This window comes from Listeria monocytogenes ATCC 19117, assembly GCF_000307025.1.
Lineage (GTDB): Bacteria > Bacillota > Bacilli > Lactobacillales > Listeriaceae > Listeria > Listeria monocytogenes_B.
Genome location: NC_018584.1, coordinates 1,816,918 through 1,835,981, shown reverse-complemented (window position 1 = coordinate 1,835,981; position 19,064 = coordinate 1,816,918). Strand labels below are relative to the sequence as shown.

16 protein-coding genes are annotated in these 19,064 nt (G+C 39.8%); 15 read left to right on the top strand and 1 reads right to left on the bottom strand.

Annotated features, from left to right (window positions below):
- Position 1 precedes the first annotated feature (1 nt).
- The 9 genes from purQ (at position 2) to LMOATCC19117_RS09015 (ending at position 9,468) form a co-directional block, all read left to right on the top strand.
- Positions 2-685: a phosphoribosylformylglycinamidine synthase subunit PurQ gene (gene purQ, locus LMOATCC19117_RS09055; RefSeq protein ID WP_003734638.1), complete on the top strand. Its 684-nt coding sequence runs from the start codon at positions 2-4 to the stop codon at positions 683-685.
- On the top strand, positions 678-2,897 hold the full coding sequence (gene purL / locus LMOATCC19117_RS09050) for a phosphoribosylformylglycinamidine synthase subunit PurL (protein WP_003731570.1): 2,220 nt from the start codon (positions 678-680) through the stop codon (positions 2,895-2,897). Before purQ ends, purL begins: the two co-directional genes overlap by 8 nt.
- Complete coding sequence (gene purF, locus LMOATCC19117_RS09045) at positions 2,882-4,309, top strand: amidophosphoribosyltransferase (protein WP_003722245.1); 1,428 nt, start codon at positions 2,882-2,884, stop codon at positions 4,307-4,309. Before purL ends, purF begins: the two co-directional genes overlap by 16 nt.
- A gap of 18 nt (positions 4,310-4,327) precedes the next feature.
- Positions 4,328-5,377, top strand: a complete 1,050-nt coding sequence (gene purM / locus LMOATCC19117_RS09040) for a phosphoribosylformylglycinamidine cyclo-ligase (protein ID WP_003726210.1) — start codon at positions 4,328-4,330, stop codon at positions 5,375-5,377.
- The gene (gene purN, locus LMOATCC19117_RS09035) at positions 5,374-5,940 is read left to right on the top strand and encodes a phosphoribosylglycinamide formyltransferase (protein WP_003726209.1); all 567 of its coding nucleotides are present in this window, start codon (positions 5,374-5,376) and stop codon (positions 5,938-5,940) included. Before purM ends, purN begins: the two co-directional genes overlap by 4 nt.
- 5 nt (positions 5,941-5,945) lie before the next feature.
- Positions 5,946-7,475, top strand: coding sequence for a bifunctional phosphoribosylaminoimidazolecarboxamide formyltransferase/IMP cyclohydrolase (gene purH, locus LMOATCC19117_RS09030; RefSeq protein WP_003734639.1), 1,530 nt, complete (start codon positions 5,946-5,948; stop codon positions 7,473-7,475).
- Positions 7,476-7,499: 24 nt separating this feature from the next.
- Complete coding sequence (gene purD / locus LMOATCC19117_RS09025) at positions 7,500-8,762, top strand: phosphoribosylamine--glycine ligase (RefSeq protein ID WP_003728225.1); 1,263 nt, start codon at positions 7,500-7,502, stop codon at positions 8,760-8,762.
- A gap of 138 nt (positions 8,763-8,900) precedes the next feature.
- Complete coding sequence (locus LMOATCC19117_RS09020; RefSeq protein ID WP_003720075.1) at positions 8,901-9,197, top strand: YerC/YecD family TrpR-related protein; 297 nt, start codon at positions 8,901-8,903, stop codon at positions 9,195-9,197.
- Between the two features lie 16 nt (positions 9,198-9,213).
- Positions 9,214-9,468 carry a hypothetical protein gene (locus LMOATCC19117_RS09015; RefSeq protein WP_003728226.1) on the top strand — a complete coding sequence of 85 codons (255 nt, stop codon included), beginning with the start codon at positions 9,214-9,216 and terminating at the stop codon, positions 9,466-9,468.
- 42 nt (positions 9,469-9,510) lie between these two features.
- Here LMOATCC19117_RS09015 and LMOATCC19117_RS09010 read toward each other — a convergent pair whose 3' ends face one another.
- Positions 9,511-10,866 carry a sodium-dependent transporter gene (locus LMOATCC19117_RS09010; protein WP_003728227.1) on the bottom strand — a complete coding sequence of 452 codons (1,356 nt, stop codon included), beginning with the start codon at positions 10,864-10,866 and terminating at the stop codon, positions 9,511-9,513.
- A 206-nt stretch (positions 10,867-11,072) separates the two neighbouring features.
- On the opposite strand from LMOATCC19117_RS09010, the gene LMOATCC19117_RS09005 reads away from it, so the two are divergent.
- From LMOATCC19117_RS09005 to gatA, 6 genes are all read left to right on the top strand, one after another.
- Entirely contained in the window at positions 11,073-11,750 is a 678-nt protein-coding gene (locus tag LMOATCC19117_RS09005) for a heptaprenylglyceryl phosphate synthase (RefSeq protein WP_003731566.1), read from the top strand.
- A 64-nt stretch (positions 11,751-11,814) separates the two neighbouring features.
- Positions 11,815-14,010, top strand: a complete 2,196-nt coding sequence (gene pcrA, locus LMOATCC19117_RS09000) for a DNA helicase PcrA (protein ID WP_012681340.1) — start codon at positions 11,815-11,817, stop codon at positions 14,008-14,010.
- Between the two features lie 25 nt (positions 14,011-14,035).
- The gene (gene ligA, locus LMOATCC19117_RS08995; RefSeq protein ID WP_003725534.1) at positions 14,036-16,051 is read left to right on the top strand and encodes an NAD-dependent DNA ligase LigA; all 2,016 of its coding nucleotides are present in this window, start codon (positions 14,036-14,038) and stop codon (positions 16,049-16,051) included.
- Positions 16,048-17,163 (top strand): CamS family sex pheromone protein, encoded by a 1,116-nt coding sequence (locus LMOATCC19117_RS08990; RefSeq protein WP_003728229.1) that lies wholly within the window; start codon positions 16,048-16,050, stop codon positions 17,161-17,163. Before ligA ends, LMOATCC19117_RS08990 begins: the two co-directional genes overlap by 4 nt.
- A 124-nt stretch (positions 17,164-17,287) precedes the next feature.
- On the top strand, positions 17,288-17,581 hold the full coding sequence (gene gatC, locus LMOATCC19117_RS08985) for an Asp-tRNA(Asn)/Glu-tRNA(Gln) amidotransferase subunit GatC (RefSeq protein ID WP_003722233.1): 294 nt from the start codon (positions 17,288-17,290) through the stop codon (positions 17,579-17,581).
- 23 nt (positions 17,582-17,604) lie between these two features.
- Positions 17,605-19,056, top strand: a complete 1,452-nt coding sequence (gatA, locus tag LMOATCC19117_RS08980; protein WP_003728230.1) for an Asp-tRNA(Asn)/Glu-tRNA(Gln) amidotransferase subunit GatA — start codon at positions 17,605-17,607, stop codon at positions 19,054-19,056.
- The last annotated feature ends 8 nt before the right edge of the window (positions 19,057-19,064 follow it).

Genomic DNA, 19,064 nt, shown 5'->3' with positions numbered 1-19,064 from the left:
GATGAAATTTGCTGTCATTCAGTTCCCAGGTTCTAATTGTGATCTTGATATGCTACATGCGATTCGCGATTCTCTTGGCGAGGAGGCGGAATATGTATGGCATGCGGAAACAAGTCTTGCAGGTTTTGATGCGGTTTTACTTCCAGGTGGATTTTCTTACGGAGATTACTTGCGAACTGGTGCGATTGCAAAATTTTCAAGTATTATGCCAGAAGTTTTGCGCTTTGCTGAAATGGGAAAACCAGTGCTTGGTGTGTGTAACGGATTCCAAATTTTAACTGAAATTGGTTTACTGCCAGGTGCTTTAATTAGAAACAATAATTTGCATTTTATTTGTAAGACGGTGCCGCTTCGTGTGGCGAATGCAAGTACGATGGTTACCGGGCTTTATAAAGAAGGCGAAATTATCCAAGTTCCAGTTGCTCACGGGGAAGGTAATTATTACTGTGACGATGAAACACTTTTAAAATTAAAAGATAATAACCAAATTGTGTTTACATATGATAGCGTGAATCCGAATGGTAGCCGTGCGGATATTGCGGGGATCGTAAATGAGCGCGGTAATGTGCTTGGAATGATGCCACACCCAGAACGCGCGGTAGAAGAAATTATTGGCGGTACAGATGGTTTAAGACTTTTCGAGTCCGTTGTAAAAGCTTGGAAGGAGGAACAAGTAAATGCCTAACATGGAGCCAACGACAAAAGAAATTAAAGAACAAAAGATTTATCAAGAAATGGGCTTAACTGATAGTGAATATGAGCTTGTTTGTTCGATTCTTGGACGCGAGCCTAATTATACAGAAACTGGGCTTTTCTCTGTTATGTGGTCGGAACATTGTAGCTATAAAAATTCTAAACCAGTACTTCGGAAATTTCCTACAGAAGGCAAACAAGTATTACAAGGACCTGGTGAAGGCGCTGGGATTGTCGATATTGGCGATGGTTTAGGTGTTGCTTTTAAAGTGGAGAGTCATAATCATCCATCCTACGTGGAGCCGTATCAAGGGGCTGCGACTGGGGTCGGCGGGATTATCCGTGATGTGTTCTCGATGGGAGCTAGACCGATTGCAATGCTTAACTCGCTTCGTTTTGGTGAGTTAGATACACCCCATGCGAAATACTTAGTTAGTGAAGTCGTTGCGGGAATCGCAGGATACGGTAACTCCATTGGGATTCCAACGGTTGGTGGCGAAATCCAATTTGATCCTTGTTATACAAAAAATCCGCTAGTTAATGCAATGTGTGTAGGCTTAATTGAAGCGAAAGATATTCAAAAAGGGCAAGCTAAAGGAATTGGCAACCCGGTGATGTATGTTGGTGCTAAAACTGGTCGTGACGGGATTCATGGTGCTACTTTTGCTTCTGTAGAGTTTAGTGAAGAAGGTGAACAACAACGCTCTGCTGTACAGGTTGGCGATCCTTTTATGGAGAAATTGTTGCTTGAAGCTTGTTTAGATGTGATTCGTGATCATTCGGATATTTTAGTGGGAATTCAAGATATGGGAGCAGCTGGTCTCGTTAGTTCAAGTTCTGAAATGGCCTCAAAAGCGGGCGCTGGGCTAGAATTAATTATGGATGATGTGCCGCAACGAGAACTAAATATGACGCCTTATGAAATGTTGCTTTCTGAATCGCAAGAACGGATGCTTCTATGTGTGAAAAAAGGGCATGTGGAAGAAATCCAAGCGTTATTTGAACGTTATGGTTTAGAGGCTGTTGTGATTGGTCAAGTAACAGATGATAAAATGTACAAAATTATTCATCATGGTGAAGTAGTTGCGAACGTTCCTGTAGATGCGCTTGCAGAAGATGCGCCAGTTTATCATAAACCTTCCAAAGAGCCAGCTCGTTATCAAGCTTTCCAAGAAGAGGAATCGTTTGTGCCAGTTATGGAAGATGTGGTCGGTGTTTGGAAGGAACTGCTTGCTCAGCCAACGATTGCTAGTAAGCGCCATATTTATGAGCAATATGATTATCAAGTTCGGACGGATACAGCTGTTGTACCTGGTTCAGATGCGGCGATTGTTCGTGTGCGTGGGACCGAGAAGGCAATTGCCATGACAACTGATTGTAACTCACGCTATTTGTATCTTGATCCAGAAGTAGGCGGAGCGATAGCGGTTGCGGAAGCGGCGCGCAATATCGTTTGTTCTGGCGGGAAACCACTAGCGATTACAGATGGACTGAACTTTGGAAATCCTGAAAAACCAGAAATTTTTTGGGAAATTGAAAAAGCGGCTGATGGTATTAGTGCGGCTTGTTTAGAACTTGATACGCCTGTTATCTCTGGTAATGTATCGCTTTATAATGAAACAGATGGTACCGGAATTTATCCAACGCCAGTCATTGGAATGGTTGGTTTAGTAGAAGATTTGGCACATATTACGACACAAGATTTTAAAAATAGTGGCGATGTGATTTTCTTAATTGGTGAAACAAAAGCTGAATATAGTGGTTCGGAATTGCAAAAATTGCAACAAGGGAAAATTAGCGGACGTGCGCCGGAATTAGATTTAACGACAGAGAAAAAATACCAACAATTACTTCTAACGGCGATTCAGGAAGGTCTAGTTGCTTCTAGTCACGATTTGGCAGAAGGTGGATTTGGTGTTGCCCTTGCGGAAGCGACTTTTAAAGCAGGGCTTGGTGCGGATGTAGAAGTACCGTTTGAGTTGAATCAACTATTCAGTGAATCGCAATCACGTTTCTTAGTATCGGTAAAACCGGAAAACGAAGCAGCTTTTGCGCAATTAATGGAACTGGAAAAAGTATACCGCCTTGGTGTAGTAACCGAGGATGATACGATTCGTGTGAAACATAAGGAAGATCAAGTTACAGCGAAAACAACGGAATTACGATCCATTTGGGAAGGGGCTATTCCATGCTTGCTGAAGTAAAAGGACTTAACGAAGAATGTGGTATTTTTGGTATTTGGGATCATCCTAATGCAGCGGAAATCACCTATTATGGGTTGCATAGTTTACAACATCGCGGTCAAGAAGGTGCCGGAATTGTTTCGACAGACGGTGAAACACTAAAAGGTCACCGAAATCTCGGCCTTTTAGCAGACGTATTTAAACATGGTGAACTAGACGATTTAAAAGGTAAAGCAGCCATTGGCCACGTTCGATATGCGACAGCCGGTCAAAAAAACTTAGGGAACGTACAACCATTTTTATTTCACTTTCATAGTTCTTCTTTAGCACTTGCGCATAATGGAAATTTGGTTAATGCGAAAAGTTTACGCCGTGAACTAGAAGAAGAAGGCGCTATTTTTCAAACGAGTTCGGATACAGAAGTGTTAGCGCATTTAATTAAACGTAGCCATACAGGTGATTTTGTGGAAGATTTAAAAGTGGCTTTGAACAAGGTTAAGGGTGGCTTTGCGTACATGCTTCTGACGGAAGACACGATGTATGCGGCGCTTGACCCGAATGGTTTTAGACCGCTTTCGATAGGTCGCATTGGTGATTCTTACGTAGTTGCTTCGGAAACATGTGCCTTTGAAACGGTTGGCGCTGAGTTTGTCCGCGATGTGGAGCCAGGTGAACTAATTATTATTAATGATGACGGGCTTCGAATTGAAAAATTCACGGAAAATGTGACGCATTCGATTTGCAGTATGGAATACATTTATTTTGCGCGACCTGACTCTAATATTGCTGGAATTAATGTCCACTCGGCAAGAAAACGTTCTGGGAAAAGATTAGCAAAAGAGGCTTTTATTGATGCAGATGTGGTTACAGGTGTACCAGATTCCAGTATTTCTGCAGCGATTGGTTATGCGGAGGAAGCTGGTCTTCCTTACGAACTTGGTCTCATCAAAAATAGATATGTGGCAAGAACTTTTATCCAGCCATCACAAGAACTTAGGGAACAAGGCGTTAGAATGAAACTTTCTGCCGTGCGCGGGGTTGTGGAAGGAAAACGCGTTGTCATGATTGATGATTCGATTGTTCGCGGGACGACAAGTAAACGCATTGTCCAGCTTTTACGTGAAGCAGGAGCGGCGGAAGTTCATGTAAGAATCGCTTCTCCACCACTTGCTTATCCTTGTTTTTATGGAATTGATATCCAAACGCGAAATGAATTAATCGCTTCTAATTATTCTGTTGATGAAATTTGTCGGATTATTGGGGCTGATTCTTTAGAGTATTTGAGTGAAGAAGGTTTAGTAGATTCCATTGGCAGACCTTATCCGAATGAACCTTACGGGGGACTTTGTATGGCTTATTTCAACGGCGATTACCCAACCCCTTTATATGATTATGAAGCGGAATATTTAGCGAGCTTAGAAGCAGAAAAATAATGAGGAGTGACAAATCGAATGGCAGAAAATGCATATAGTAAAGCAGGCGTGGACGTAGAAGCTGGCTATCAAGTTGTAGAACGTATCAAAAAACATGTGGCTAGAACAGAGCGATTAGGCGCGATGGGGGCACTTGGTTCATTTGGTGGAATGTTTGACTTAAGTAGTTTGCATTTAAAAGAACCTGTCCTTGTTTCTGGTACGGATGGTGTTGGGACAAAATTACTTTTGGCAATTGAAGCAGATAAGCATGATACCATCGGGATTGACTGCGTGGCAATGTGTGTGAATGACATTTTAGCTCAAGGCGCCGAGCCATTATTTTTCTTAGATTATATCGCTACTGGAAAAACAGATCCAGTGAAAATGGAACAAATTGTTAAAGGCGTGGCTGACGGTTGTGAACAAGCTGGTGCGGCTTTAATTGGCGGCGAAACTGCTGAAATGCCTGATATGTACGGCGCGGAAGATTATGATTTAGCTGGTTTTACTGTTGGGGCTGTAGAGAAACAGAAGCTAATTACAGAAGGCGCAGTCAAAGAAGGAGATACACTCATTGGTATTCCATCAAGCGGAATTCATAGTAATGGTTACTCCCTTGTGCGTAAAATTTTCTTTAAAGATAACGAATTGACACTCGATGCGGAAATCAGTGAACTAGATGTACCGCTTGTGGAAGAGCTACTTAAACCGACACGGATTTATGTGAAGCCAGTTTTAGAAGTATTGAAAGAGGTAGATGTGCACGGAATTACGCATGTGACGGGTGGCGGATTTGTAGAGAATTTACCGCGGATGTTAACAAATGATTTAGCTGTCAAAGTGGAGCTTGGTTCGTGGCCGGTGTTGCCGATTTTTGACGTTATGAAGAAATACGGCCAATTGAGCGAACTTGAAATGTATGAAATTTTCAATATGGGCATTGGTATGGTGTTGGCAGTTGCGAAAGCGGATGTGGAAAGAACATTAGAAGTACTCGTTCAAAACGGGGAAGCGGCTTATGTTATTGGAGAAGTTACGACACGTGAAAATGATGCGGTTATTTTCACAGGAGGCACAAAAGGATGAATATAGCCATTTTTGCTTCGGGTAACGGTTCGAATTTTCAAGCTTTAGTGGATGATGCGTTTATTAAGCCTCATGTGAAACTACTGGTATGTGATAAACCAAATGCTTATGTTTTAGAACGCGCAAACACACATCAGATTCCGGTGTTCCTTTTTGAAGCGAAAAATTATCCGGATAAAGAAGCTTTTGAGACAGAAATTTTACTAGAACTTCGCGGGTTGGAAATTGATTTGTTAGTGCTAGCAGGATATATGCGTTTGATTGGACCAACCTTATTAGCGGAATTCCCCGAGCAAATTGTCAACCTGCACCCATCGTTGTTACCTGAATTCAAAGGAAAAGATGCAATTGGTCAAGCGATTCAAGCGAATGTTTCAGAAACTGGTGTCACGGCGCACTTTGTGGATGCGGGAATGGATACTGGACCAATTATTGATCAAGTGAAAGTACCGATTGAACATGCGGAAACTGTAGATACTTTAGCTGGAAAAATTCATCAAGTAGAACATATTTTTTATCCAAAAGTGATTCGAGGATTAATTCAAAATGGAGGGAACGATTAATTATCATGAAAAGAGCGCTTATTAGTGTGTCAGATAAAAACGGCATCGTGCCATTTGCAGAAAAATTAGTAGAACTTGGAGTAGAAATTATTTCGACAGGTGGAACAAAAGCGGCATTTGAACAAGCTGGCGTACCGGTAACAAGAATAGAAGAAGTAACTGAATTTCCAGAAATGCTTGATGGTCGCGTTAAAACACTTCATCCAGCAATTCATGGTGGGTTACTGGCAAGACGCGATACAGCTGAACATATGGAAGCTATTGCGGCACACGATATCAAGCCAATTGATTTAGTCGTTGTAAATTTATATCCTTTCCAAGAAACGATTCAAAAATCTGGTGTTACTTTAGAAGAAGCGATTGAAAATATTGATATTGGCGGACCTTCGATGTTACGCTCAGCTGCGAAAAATTATGCAGCGGTAACTGTTGTAGTTGATACAGCGGATTACGATACGGTACTTACAGAACTAGAAGAACACGGCGCAACTACTTTTGAAACGCGCCAACGTCTAGCTGAGAAAGTTTTTCGGCACACAGCGGCCTATGATGCTTTAATTGCAGAATACTTAACGAACATCACTGGAGAAACTTTCCCAGAAAAAGTAACATTAACTTACAATCGAAAACAAGTTTTGCGTTATGGTGAAAATCCTCACCAAGATGCCGCTTTTTATACAGAACCTGGCACGGTAGAAAATTCAATTAGTTCCGCGAAACAGTTGCACGGTAAAGAGTTATCTTACAACAATATTCGGGATGCAGATGCAGCACTTAAAATTGCAAGTGAATTTACAGAGCCGGTCGCGGTTGCAGTAAAACATATGAATCCATGCGGCGTTGGTGTTGGAGAAAATATTGAAGAAGCTTATTTGAAAGCTTATGAAGCGGATGAAACGTCTATTTTTGGAGGGATTGTTGCCTTAAATAAAGAAGTGGATGCGAAAACAGCCGAACATATGAGCAAAATTTTCTTAGAAATTATTATTGCGCCAAGTTTCTCTGAAGAAGCGTTTGCCATTTTAGCGAAAAAGAAAAATATTCGCTTGTTAACTGTTCCGTTTGCCGGTTCCGTAAAAGGTTTCGAGAAAACATCTGTAAATGGTGGACTTCTTATTCAAGCGAGCGATTCTGTTATAGAAGATACAGCGAGTTATGAAGTAGTAACGGAAAAACAACCTACAGAAGCGGAAATGAAAGCATTAATTGCTCAGTGGAAAATTGTGAAACATGTAAAATCCAATGCGATAGTAGTAGGATCTGATAAACAAACACTTGGAATTGGTGCAGGACAAATGAATCGAATCGGTTCCGCGTTAATTGCACTTGAGCAAGCTGGCGAGAAAGCAAAAGGTGCTGTACTTGCCTCGGATGCCTTTTTTCCAATGGATGATACGGTCGAAGCTGCGGCAAAAGCGGGAATCACAGCGATTATTCAGCCTGGTGGATCCATTAAAGACAAGGAATCCATTGAGATGGCAAACAAATATGGTATTTCCATGGTTCTAACTCATGTACGACACTTCAAACATTAATCCTCAAAAAGGACGTGTAAATAAATGAACTTATTAGTAGTTGGTAGCGGTGGTAGAGAACATGCTATTAGTAAAAAATTATTAGAATCCAACAATGTCGAAAATGTATACTGTGCTCCGGGAAACGACGGAATGCGTTTAGACAACATCCAACTCGTAGCTATTTCTGAAACGGATAAAGCTGGTTTAATTGATTTTGCTAAAAAAGCAGAAATTGCTTTTGTTATTGTTGGGCCTGAAGTGCCTCTTTTAGAAGGCGTTGTCGATGCTCTCGAAGAAGCTGGAATTAAAGCATTCGGTCCAAAAGCAAATGCAGCATTAATTGAAGGCAGCAAAGATTTTGCGAAACAATTTATGGAGAAATATGCTATTCCAACCGCAGCATCAAAAACCTTCACCGATTATGCGGAAGCGAAAGCATACTTGGATGAGCGAGGAGTGCCAATCGTCATTAAAGCAGATGGACTCGCTGCTGGAAAAGGAGTCACTGTAGCGTTAGAAATGGAAGAAGCAGTTCTTGCATTAAAAGATATGATGCTAGAAGAAAAATTCGGTGACGCATCTCTCAAGGTCGTTATCGAGGACTTTTTAGCGGGAGAAGAGTTTTCATTGATGGCGTTTGTAAATGGGGAAGAAGTTTATCCAATGGCTATCGCGCAAGATCATAAACGCGCTTATGAAGGCGATAAAGGACCAAATACTGGCGGAATGGGAGCTTATTCTCCGGTACCACATATTTCTGAAACAGTAGTAGACGAAGCTGTCGAAAAAATTCTTCTTCCAGCTGCAAAAGGAATGGTAAAAGAAGGTCGTTATTTCCGCGGAATTCTCTATGCTGGGCTTATCTTAACCGCAGAAGGCCCAAAAGTAATTGAGTTTAACGCACGCTTTGGTGATCCGGAAACACAAGTTGTTTTGCCTCGTTTAGAGAGTGATTTTGCAGCACTGATAGACGCTTTACTCCATAACGAAAAACCAGATGTGCGCTTTAAAAAATCAGGGATTACGCTAGGAGTTGTCCTAGCAAGCGCCGGTTATCCAGAGCATTATGAAAAAGGAAACAAATTAACTGGTCTAAATGATGTTGCAGAAGATGTAGCGATTTATCATGCAGGTACAAAACAAGATGAAAATGACGATTTTATTTCTGATGGTGGACGCGTCTTGCTACTAGCAAAAGAAGCAGAAACGATGACTGATGCACGCACATTACTTTATCCAGAAATGCAAAAACTAGATAACCCGAATTTCTTTTATCGAATTGATATTGGCACAAAAGCAGAATAATTGAAAAGTACTATCTCAAGGATAAATTCCTAGATAGTACTTTTTTTGTTCATTAAGTGAAGAGAAACGTTTGTGTTTTACGCGTTGGTACGTTAAAATATGAAAGTAGGATATATGAGATTATTTGGAGGTAAAGATATGCAAATAGAGAAGTTGCGTGGACAAGGATTGGATGAATTCTTCCAAGGGATTTTAACGCTCGAGAATTTAGAAGAATGTTATGCTTTTTTTGATGATGTTTGTACAGTGAATGAAATACAGTCCATGGCTCAACGTTTCCAAGTAGCAAAAATGCTTCATGATGGAAAAACATATAATGTGATTGAATCTGAAACTGGGGCAAGTACAGCAACTATTTCACGTGTAAAACGTTCACTTCATTATGGTAATGATATGTATGATGTAGTATTTTCAAGAATGACGAAGCCAGAATAAGATTGTAGGGATTATATTGAAAAAGTTTAATAGTAAAACCTATCAGATTGTCATCATCTCTATTCTTGCGCTTGCAGTTATTTATTTTGTGATTAATATGATTGCCACTGGCACGGGGCTTGATTTTTCTTTACTGTGGCACTGGGTCTTTATTATTTGTTTTATTTTCACGACACTTGCTAATGTTAGAGAAAAACGAGCAATTGGTACGGCGATTGGCCTTAGTGGAATCTTGATTTGTGTAACAAGCATTGTCCTTATGGCAATATAAGAAAAGCAATCTCGCTAAAAACTTAGCGGATTGCTTTTTTTGTTAAAACAGAAAATCGATTAAACCAGTTGCGGAGAGGAAGACGAAAATAATCGCGATTGGTGCAATATATTTAATAAGAAAGAGCCAAAGAATAAACACTTTTTTTCCAAAATGGCTGCTTGTGGTAAATTCTTTTAAAAGTAATTCACGAGGTAATCGGTAACCAACGAAAATTGCGATAAATAAAGCACCAACTGGCAAGATAATATTCGACACAAGATAATCGGCAGCATCAAAAATACTTAGTCCGAAAATCTGAACATCGCTCCAAACGCCAAAACTAAGCGCACTTGGAATAGCCATCAAGACAATCACGAGCCCCATCCAAAGACTTGCTTTTTTACGATTAACACCCGCATTCATCAGTGGCGCAACCGTTGCTTCAAGCATCGAGAAACTAGAGGTTAATGCGGCGAATAAGAATAAAATCAAGAAAATAATAAAGAACAACATCCCAAAGGGCATTTGATTGAAAATCGAAGGTAAAATAACGAATAGCAATCCAGGTCCCGCATCTGGTGTAATATTAAACGAAAATGCTGCCGGGAAAATGGCCAATCCCGCAAGAAGCGACACAAACACATTCATAAGCGAAACCGAAATGGCAGACTGCGGTAAACTAGTCGACCGATTTAAATAAGAACTATAGGTCACCATTACTGAAATCCCCACACTGAGTGAGAAGAAGGCCTGACCAAGCGTTATAAGAACCGTTTGCGCTGTGAAATGACTAAAATCTGGACGTAAGAAAAATGCGACACCTTCCATCGCACCAGGTAGTGTTAAGGACCTGATAATTAAAACAATAAATAAAATAAATAGAGCTGGCATCATAAACTTACTCATTTTTTCAATTCCACTAACAACTCCGCGGCTAATAACAATGACATTTAGTAAAATAAAGAGAATCGTTGCGCCAACTGATATCCACGGGTTAGCTGTCGTCACTTGGAAATCATGCAGCAGACTTGCTTGATTTTCGCCAGCAATCCCGCCAGCAAGTGTTTTAATTAAGTAAGTGATAATCCAACCACCAACTACGCTATAAAACGAAAATAAAATACTTGCGCCTACAACGCCTAATTTTCCAAGTAAATTCCACTTTGTTCCGGGCGCGAGTGTTTTATAAGCTTGAACAGCATCTCCGCCAGAGCCTCGTCCAATCACAAATTCTGCAATTAAAAGTGGCATCACAACGAGTAAAGTTAAAACTAAAAACAATAAGAAAAATGCGCCACCTCCTGCAGTTGCAGCCACATAAGGCAGTTTCCAAATCGCGCCAATTCCTATTGCGGACCCAGCGGATGCTAATATAAACCCGACTTTTGAGCCCCATTCTTCTCTGTTTTCTTGCATAATATCCCCATTTCCTTTTTTCTATGTAAATACTCAGAAGTCTTAATAAAATCAAATTTTCCTCATCATACCATAAAATAAAAGCTATCCCAACAGCAACTGGTAAAAAAAGCTTAAAAAAAGTTAAAATTTTTGGTCGTAAGGGTGCGATGAAATGTAACTAATGCTATAATAAGATATCCCATTATAGAGACTTGGAGGAGCAAATGAAGCATTTATTCAAGTTAGACCCAGCAAAGAATTTACCAATGAATGATCTAACGAAGCTCGTCCATTCTGGAACCAATGGATTTATTATTGGTGGGACGGATAATGTACAAATCGAAGCAGTCCAAAAGCTCTACGAATTATTAGGTGAAACGGACTTGCCGATTTTCCTTGAAATAAGCAACGAATCCATGATTTTACCTGAAGCAGACCATTTTTTAATTCCAGTAGTGTTGAATACAGAAAATAGTAAATGGACACACGGTTTACACCAGGAGTTAATCAAAGAAATGGGAGCATTTATTCCTTGGAAACGAGTCACAGCAGAAGGCTACGTTATTTTAAATAAAGATGCAAAAGTGGCTCATTTAACAGAAGCGAAGACCGATTTAACGGACGAAGACATCGTTGCCTATGCGCGGTTAGCAGAGAATATATTTCATCTGCCCATTTTTTATGTCGAATATAGCGGCATGTACGGAGATCCAGAGGTTGTAAGAAAAGCAAGTGCCGCATTAAGTAATACAAAATTTTGGTATGGGGGCGGAATACGTTCAAAAGAACAAGCTGCTGAAATGGCAAAATATGCGGATACGATTATTGTTGGCAATATTATTTATGAAGATTTAGAAAAAGCACTAGAAACCGCAACTATTTTTAGGAAGAAAACGGTTTGATTATAAAGTGTAGTATGATAAAATAAGAACAAATGTTTGTATGGTGGTGTATAGGAGAATGCAATTGAATGCAAAAGAATTAGTGGACGGATTGAATCCGGAACAACGAAGAGCAGTAGAAAGTACAGAAGGACCTTTATTAATTATGGCTGGTGCCGGAAGTGGGAAAACACGAGTTTTGACCCATCGGATAGCTTATTTAGTGAGAGAACGTGGTGTAAATCCTTATAATATTTTAGCGATTACGTTTACGAACAAAGCGGCTCGCGAGATGAAGTCACGGATTGGCAATTTAATGGGCGGAGAAGCAGAATCTATTTGGATATCTACTTTTCACTCGATGTGCGTACGAATTTTACGTCGCGATATTGACCGGATTGGCTATGAACGTAATTTTACTATTTTAGATGGCAGTGACCAATTATCGGTTATTAAAGGCATTTTGAAAGAAAAGAATGTTGACCCTAAGAAGTTTGAGCCACGGGGGATTTTGGCTTCTATTAGCAATGCCAAAAATGAACTGATAACTGCAAGCGAATATATTAAAGAAGCAAGTGGTTTCTATGACAAAATGGTCGGCGAAGTCTATGAAAAATACGAGAAGAAACTTAAGAAAAATCAAGCACTCGATTTTGATGATTTAATTATGGTCACCATTCAATTATTTGAACGTGTGCCCGATGTTTTAGAATATTATCAACGTAAATTTCAGTATATTCACGTGGATGAGTACCAAGATACCAACCACGCGCAGTATTTACTCGTGAAACAGCTTGCTTCTCGTTTCAAAAACTTATGCGTCGTAGGTGACTCGGATCAATCTATTTATGGTTGGCGCGGGGCGGACATTAGTAACATCATGTCCTTCGAAAAAGATTACCCCAATGCGAAAACCATTTTGCTAGAAGAAAATTACCGTTCGACAAAACGTATTTTAGAAGCGGCAAACCGTGTTATCGAAAATAATGGTAATCGTAAACCGAAAAATCTTTGGACAAGTAACGCAGAAGGGAAAAAGATTTTTTATCATAAAGCATTAACGGAAAAAGAAGAAGCGGCCTATGTAGTTATGAAAATTCAAGAAGAAGTAAATAACTCGAATCGACCACTTTCTGACTTTGCGATTCTTTATAGAACTAACGCCCAGTCCCGTGTCATGGAAGAATATTTCATGAAGTCAAATATGGCATACACGATGGTCGGCGGCACGAAGTTCTATGACAGAAAAGAAATCAAAGACATTTTGGCGTATTTACGTCTGATTAGTAATAATGAAGACGATATTAGTTTGACACGTATCGTTAACGTTCCAAAACGCGGCGTTGGACCAGGTACTTTAGATAAACTAAATAATGTGGCGACCACATATGATTTGAGCTTGTTTGAAGTCCTTAACCGCATCGAACTAGCGGGAATTTCGCCTAAAATAAGCAAAGACTTAGTTGCGTTTCATGATTTGATTCGCGGCTTCACGCAAATGCAAGATTTCTTATCCGTAACCGAACTCGTAGAAGAAATCCTTGAAAAAACAGGCTACCGCGCAATGCTAAAAAATGAACGAACCATTGAAGCGCAAACACGTTTAGAAAATATCGACGAGTTTTTATCTGTAACACAAAACTTTGAAAAGGAAAATGACGATAAAACGTTAATTGCCTTTTTAACTGATTTAGCACTCGTTGCTGACGTCGATAAGTTAGAAGAAGACAATGAAGAACAAAACGGGGCTGTCACACTGATGACACTTCACTCTGCCAAAGGGCTAGAATTCCCAGTTGTCTTTTTGGTTGGGATGGAAGAAGGGATTTTCCCACATTCTAGAGCCATTTATGAGGAAGATGAAATGGAAGAAGAGCGTCGACTTGCTTACGTTGGTATTACTCGAGCGGAAGAAGAACTTTTCCTAACGAGCGCTTATTCGCGGATGCTTTATGGTCGTCCGTCCTCTAATCAGGAATCTCGTTTTATTGGAGAAATACCTCGAGACTTACTTGAGTTAGGTAATGAAAACAAATTAAAAGCAGACAAACCATATGCCAAACCGCGTATGCCACAAAAAACAACTACTGCGTATAAATCCTCTGGAGCAGAAACGCTTGGTTGGACAGTCGGCGATAAAGCCAGTCATAAAAAATGGGGCGTAGGAACAGTCGTCAGTGTCAAAGGGGAAGGTAGCGGAATGGAACTAGATATTGCATTCCCGAGCCCAACTGGCGTCAAACGATTGCTCGCAGAATTTGCGCCAATTGAAAAAGTATAAATTTGGAAAAAGCAGGTGAAGAATGATGGCTGATAAAAAAAGGTATGAGGAACTAATCAACATACTTGATCAGTACAGCTATGATTATTATGTAATTGATAATCCAACAGTAGAAGATGCCGAATACGATCAGAAGATGCAAGAATTACTTAAAATAGAAGAAGCGCATCCCGAGTGGGTTACACCTGAGTCTCCGTCAAAACGAGTTGGCGGGGAAGTTTTAGAAGGTTTTAAAAAAGTAGCACATGACACGCCGATGTTAAGTCTTGCCAACGCTTTTAACCAAGAAGACTTGGCAGACTTTGACCGTCGAATTCGCGACAAAGTGGGCGATGATATTGCTTATATGTGCGAACTTAAAATTGACGGACTAGCAGTATCCCTTCAATACGAAAATGGTAAATACAAACAAGGTGCTACTCGTGGTGATGGAACCATTGGGGAAGACATTACTGCTAACTTGCGTACGATTCGCTCCATCCCAATGAAACTTCAAAAGGACTATTCCATTGAAGTTCGCGGTGAAGCTTTCATGCCAAAACGCTCCTTCCAAAAACTAAATGAAATTCGCGAAGAAGAAGGCCAGATGTTATTTGCCAATCCACGAAATGCTGCGGCTGGCTCGCTTCGACAATTGGACACAAAAATCGCAGCGTCGAGAAATCTCGATATCTTCCTTTATGCAGTAGCAGATTTTGGTGAAATGGGCGTTGAAACTCATAGCGCAGGCTTAGATATGCTTGAAACACTTGGTCTTAAAGTCAATAAAGAACGCCGACTTTGCAACAGTTTAGAAGAAGTTTATGCGTACATTGAAGAATGGACAGAAAAACGCGCCGGATTAGCATACGATATTGACGGCATTGTTTTAAAATTAAACAACTTAGAGCAACAACGCCAAATGGGAAACACCGTTAAATCGCCTCGTTGGTCGATTGCTTATAAATTCCCAGCCGAAGAAGTACCAACTAAGTTACTCGATATCGAATTAAATGTTGGTAGAACTGGTGTGATAACTCCCACCGCCGTGTTAGAACCAGTGCGAGTGGCAGGGACAACCGTTAGCCGCGCTTCGCTTCATAATGAAGACCTAATTACAGAGAAAGATATCCGCATTGGCGACACCGTTTTAATCAAAAAAGCTGGCGATATCATTCCAGAAGTCATTAAAAGCATCACCGAAAAACGTAGCGGAAGTGAAGAACCTTTCCATATGCCAAAAAATTGTCCAGCGTGCGATAGTGAATTGGTTCGGTTAGAAGAAGAAGTGGCGTTAAGATGTATTAATCCTAAATGCCCAGCTCAAATAAAAGAAGGACTTATCCACTTTGTCTCCAGAAATGCGATGAACATTGATGGCCTCGGCGAAAAAGTAATTATCCAGCTATTTTCACAGCATTTAATTAAAGATGTAGCAGATTTGTTTTTCCTTTCGAAGGAGAAACTGTTAGAATTAGAAAGAATGGGTGAGAAATCGGTAACTAATTTACTGGCATCCATCCAAGCAAGTAAACAAAACTCGCTTGAAAAATTACTTTTCGGCTTAGGCATTCGCCATGTTGGTGCAAAAGCCGCCAAATCACTTGCCATTCATTTCGATACAATGGATAATTTGAAAGTAGCAGACAAAGAAACACTGACAAGTATTAACGACATTGGTGAAAAAATGGCAGACAGTATTGTCACTTATTTCGCGAATGAAGAAGTACATGATTTATTAGAAGAACTAAAAAGGGCTGGCGTCAATATGACCTATACAGGGCCAAAACTAGAAGATATGTCCGAGGAAGAACTTGTTTTCGCAGGTAAAACCGTTGTCTTAACTGGGAAACTAGAAAAGTTAACGCGGAATGATGCAAAAGCATTAATCGAATCCCTCGGAGGAAATGTTTCTGGAAGCGTCAGTAAGAAAACGGATGTTGTTGTAGCTGGCAGTGATGCTGGTTCTAAATTAGCCAAAGCGGAAGAACTAGCCATTCCTATTTGGTCAGAAGAAGACTTAATAGAGTACTTACCAGACGAAGGTGGATTAAACGAATGAAAAAAATCATAATAGCAGCGCTCGGCTTAACGCTTGTGCTCTCTGGCTGTGCCCCAAAACTTGACTCAAATGATAAAGTGGTACAAAAAGATGATTCAAAAGCAGAGACGGGCATCATGACAAAAAATCAAATCTCATCCAATTATTACAAAACCGTACTACCATACAAAGCAAGCAAATCCCGTGGACTAGTCGTATCGAATATTTATTCACGATATGATATTAACGAATTAGAATCTGGTTTAATGCGTGTTTCGCAAAATAAATACTCCCCAGATAATTATCTTTTCCAAGAAGGGCAATATTTGGATAAAGAAACGTTAGAAAAATGGTTAGATAGAAAAAGCGATAAAAATCCGAATGGTTTAAACCCAGCCAGTAATGGTAACGGTGAGAATCGTAATCCAATCTATCTAGCACATATTTTAGAACAAGATTATTTAAAACAAACGGACAAAGATACAGTTGCTCTTGGTGGGATTTCTATTGCCCTTGCGATGAATTCGGTCGATTATTACCAAAAAGAAAAATACGGAGACACCTATGAACAACCAATTAGTAATAGTGAATTATTAGCACAAGGGAAAGAAATGTCTGCCACTGTGTTAAATCGAATTCGCCAAACAAAAGGTTTAGAAAATGTTCCTGTAACGATTGCCATTTACAAACAAGGAGCTCGTGATGCGGTAGCTCCAGGAAATTACATTGCCTATGCAACTGCAAATGGGGACAGTCTTTCTAATTGGAAAGATATAGATGAAAAAAATTATGTTTTACCATCAACTGAATCTGCTAAAGATCACAAAACAGATAATGACAATTTCTTGAATTTCAAAAAAGCAATTGAAGACTATTATCCAAACTTTACAGGTGTCGTTGGTCGTGGTAGATATGAAGACGGTCAACTAGCAGAATTAAACATTGATATTCCGTTACAATTTTATGGTGAAGCAGAGATTATCGGCTTTACACAGTATGTGACGGATTTAGTCGGACAACATATTCCGAAGACAGCTGATTTGCAAGTCAATATTTCTACATCTGATGGTCCAGCTGCATTGATTACAAGAAAAGCAAATGAAGATGCAGCAACTGCTCACATTTACGATTAATAAAAAACAATGCGAATTGTTCTTTCCTGTTGTATAATTATGCAGGAGAGGACAGTTCTTCCCATTTTTAACAGGCGGGAAGCACTACCGCGTAGTAAGTACCACTAAAAAGGAGGATGGCATTTTGTCAAATATATCAAAAGAAACAGTAGAAAAAGTAGCAAATCTTGCCAAACTAGAAGTATCAGAAACAGAAGCAACAGCCTTCGCTGGTCAGCTTGGTAAAATTATTGAGCTAGTAGAGCAATTAAATACATTAGATACAACGAATGTAGAACCTACCAGCCATGCAATCGACGTATCAAACGTATTACGTGAAGATGTGGCAACAAAAGGGTTGGATCGCAAAGAAGTACTAAAAAATGCGCCTGATGAACAAGATGGCATGTTCAAAGTACCGACAATTATGGAACAATAAATAGGCTAAGGAGGGAAAATATTTTGGGTTTATTTGATTTTTCAGTAAAAGAACTACATGATAAATTAGTTAAAAAAGAGATTTCACCATTCGATTTAGTATCAGAATCTTTCAACCGAATTGAATCTGTAGAGGACAAAGTTGGTTCTTTTATTACTTTAAATAAAGAGGCAGCATTTGGTGTCGCAGAAGAACTTGGAGATGCGGGCATAGATCCAAACAACATGCTTTCTGGTCTTCCAATTGGGATTAAAGATAATATCGTGACAAAAAACTTACGTACAACAGCAGCAAGTAAAATTTTAGAAAACTTCGATCCAATTTATGATGCGACCGTCGTTTCTAAATTAAAAAATGCGCAAACAATTAATATCGGAAAATTAAACATGGATGAATTTGCGATGGGATCTTCGACAGAAACATCGTATTTCCACAAAACACATAACCCATGGGATTTATCAAGAGTTCCTGGTGGTTCTTCAGGTGGTAGTGCATCCGCAGTTGCAGCAGGCGAAGTTTTATTCTCGCTTGGTAGTGACACTGGTGGATCGATTCGCCAACCAGCAGCTTTTTGTGGGGTAGTCGGAATGAAACCTACATATGGCCGTGTATCTCGTTTTGGTTTAATTGCCTTTGCGTCTTCTTTAGACCAAATCGGCCCAATTACAAAAAATGTAGAAGACAACGCTTATTTATTAGAAGCTATTTCTGGTTTAGATGCGAATGATTCTACATCGATTAACCAACCAGTAGAACGTTTCTCAGATAGCTTAACAGGTGATATTAAAGGCTTACGCATCGGTGTTCCAAAAGAGTATCTTGGTGAAGGCGTAGATCCTGGTGTCAAACAAGCTGTATTAGATGCGCTTAAAACACTCGAAAAACTGGGCGCTACTTGGGATGAAGTTTCTTTACCTCATTCTGAATACGGTGTAGCAAGTTATTACATTTTAGCATCTAGTGAAGCTTCTTCTAATCTATCTCGTTTTGACGGCGTTCGTTACGGATACCGTTCTCCAAACGCAACTACTTTAGAAGAACTTTATACAAAAACTCGTTCTGAAGGCTTTGGCGATGAAGTAAAACGTCGTATTATGCTTGGAACATATGCGTTAAGCTCTGGTTATTACGATGCTTACTACAAAAAAGCACAACAAGCGCGTACGTTAATTAAGCAAGACTTTGTTAATGTATTTGAAAACTATGATGTTATTATCGGACCTAGTTCCCCGACAACAGCATTTAAAATTGACGGAATGATTAATGATCCAATTACAATGTATTCCAATGATATTTTGACTGTTCCAATTAACTTAGCAGGCGTACCAGCTATTTCTGTTCCTTGTGGATTCTCGGATGGTTTACCAGTTGGCTTGCAAATTATCGGTAACTACTTTGAAGAATCCTTACTTTACAAAGTAGCGCATGCTTTTGAACAAGAAACAACATTCCATAAAGAAAAACCAAACTTATAGGAGGCGTA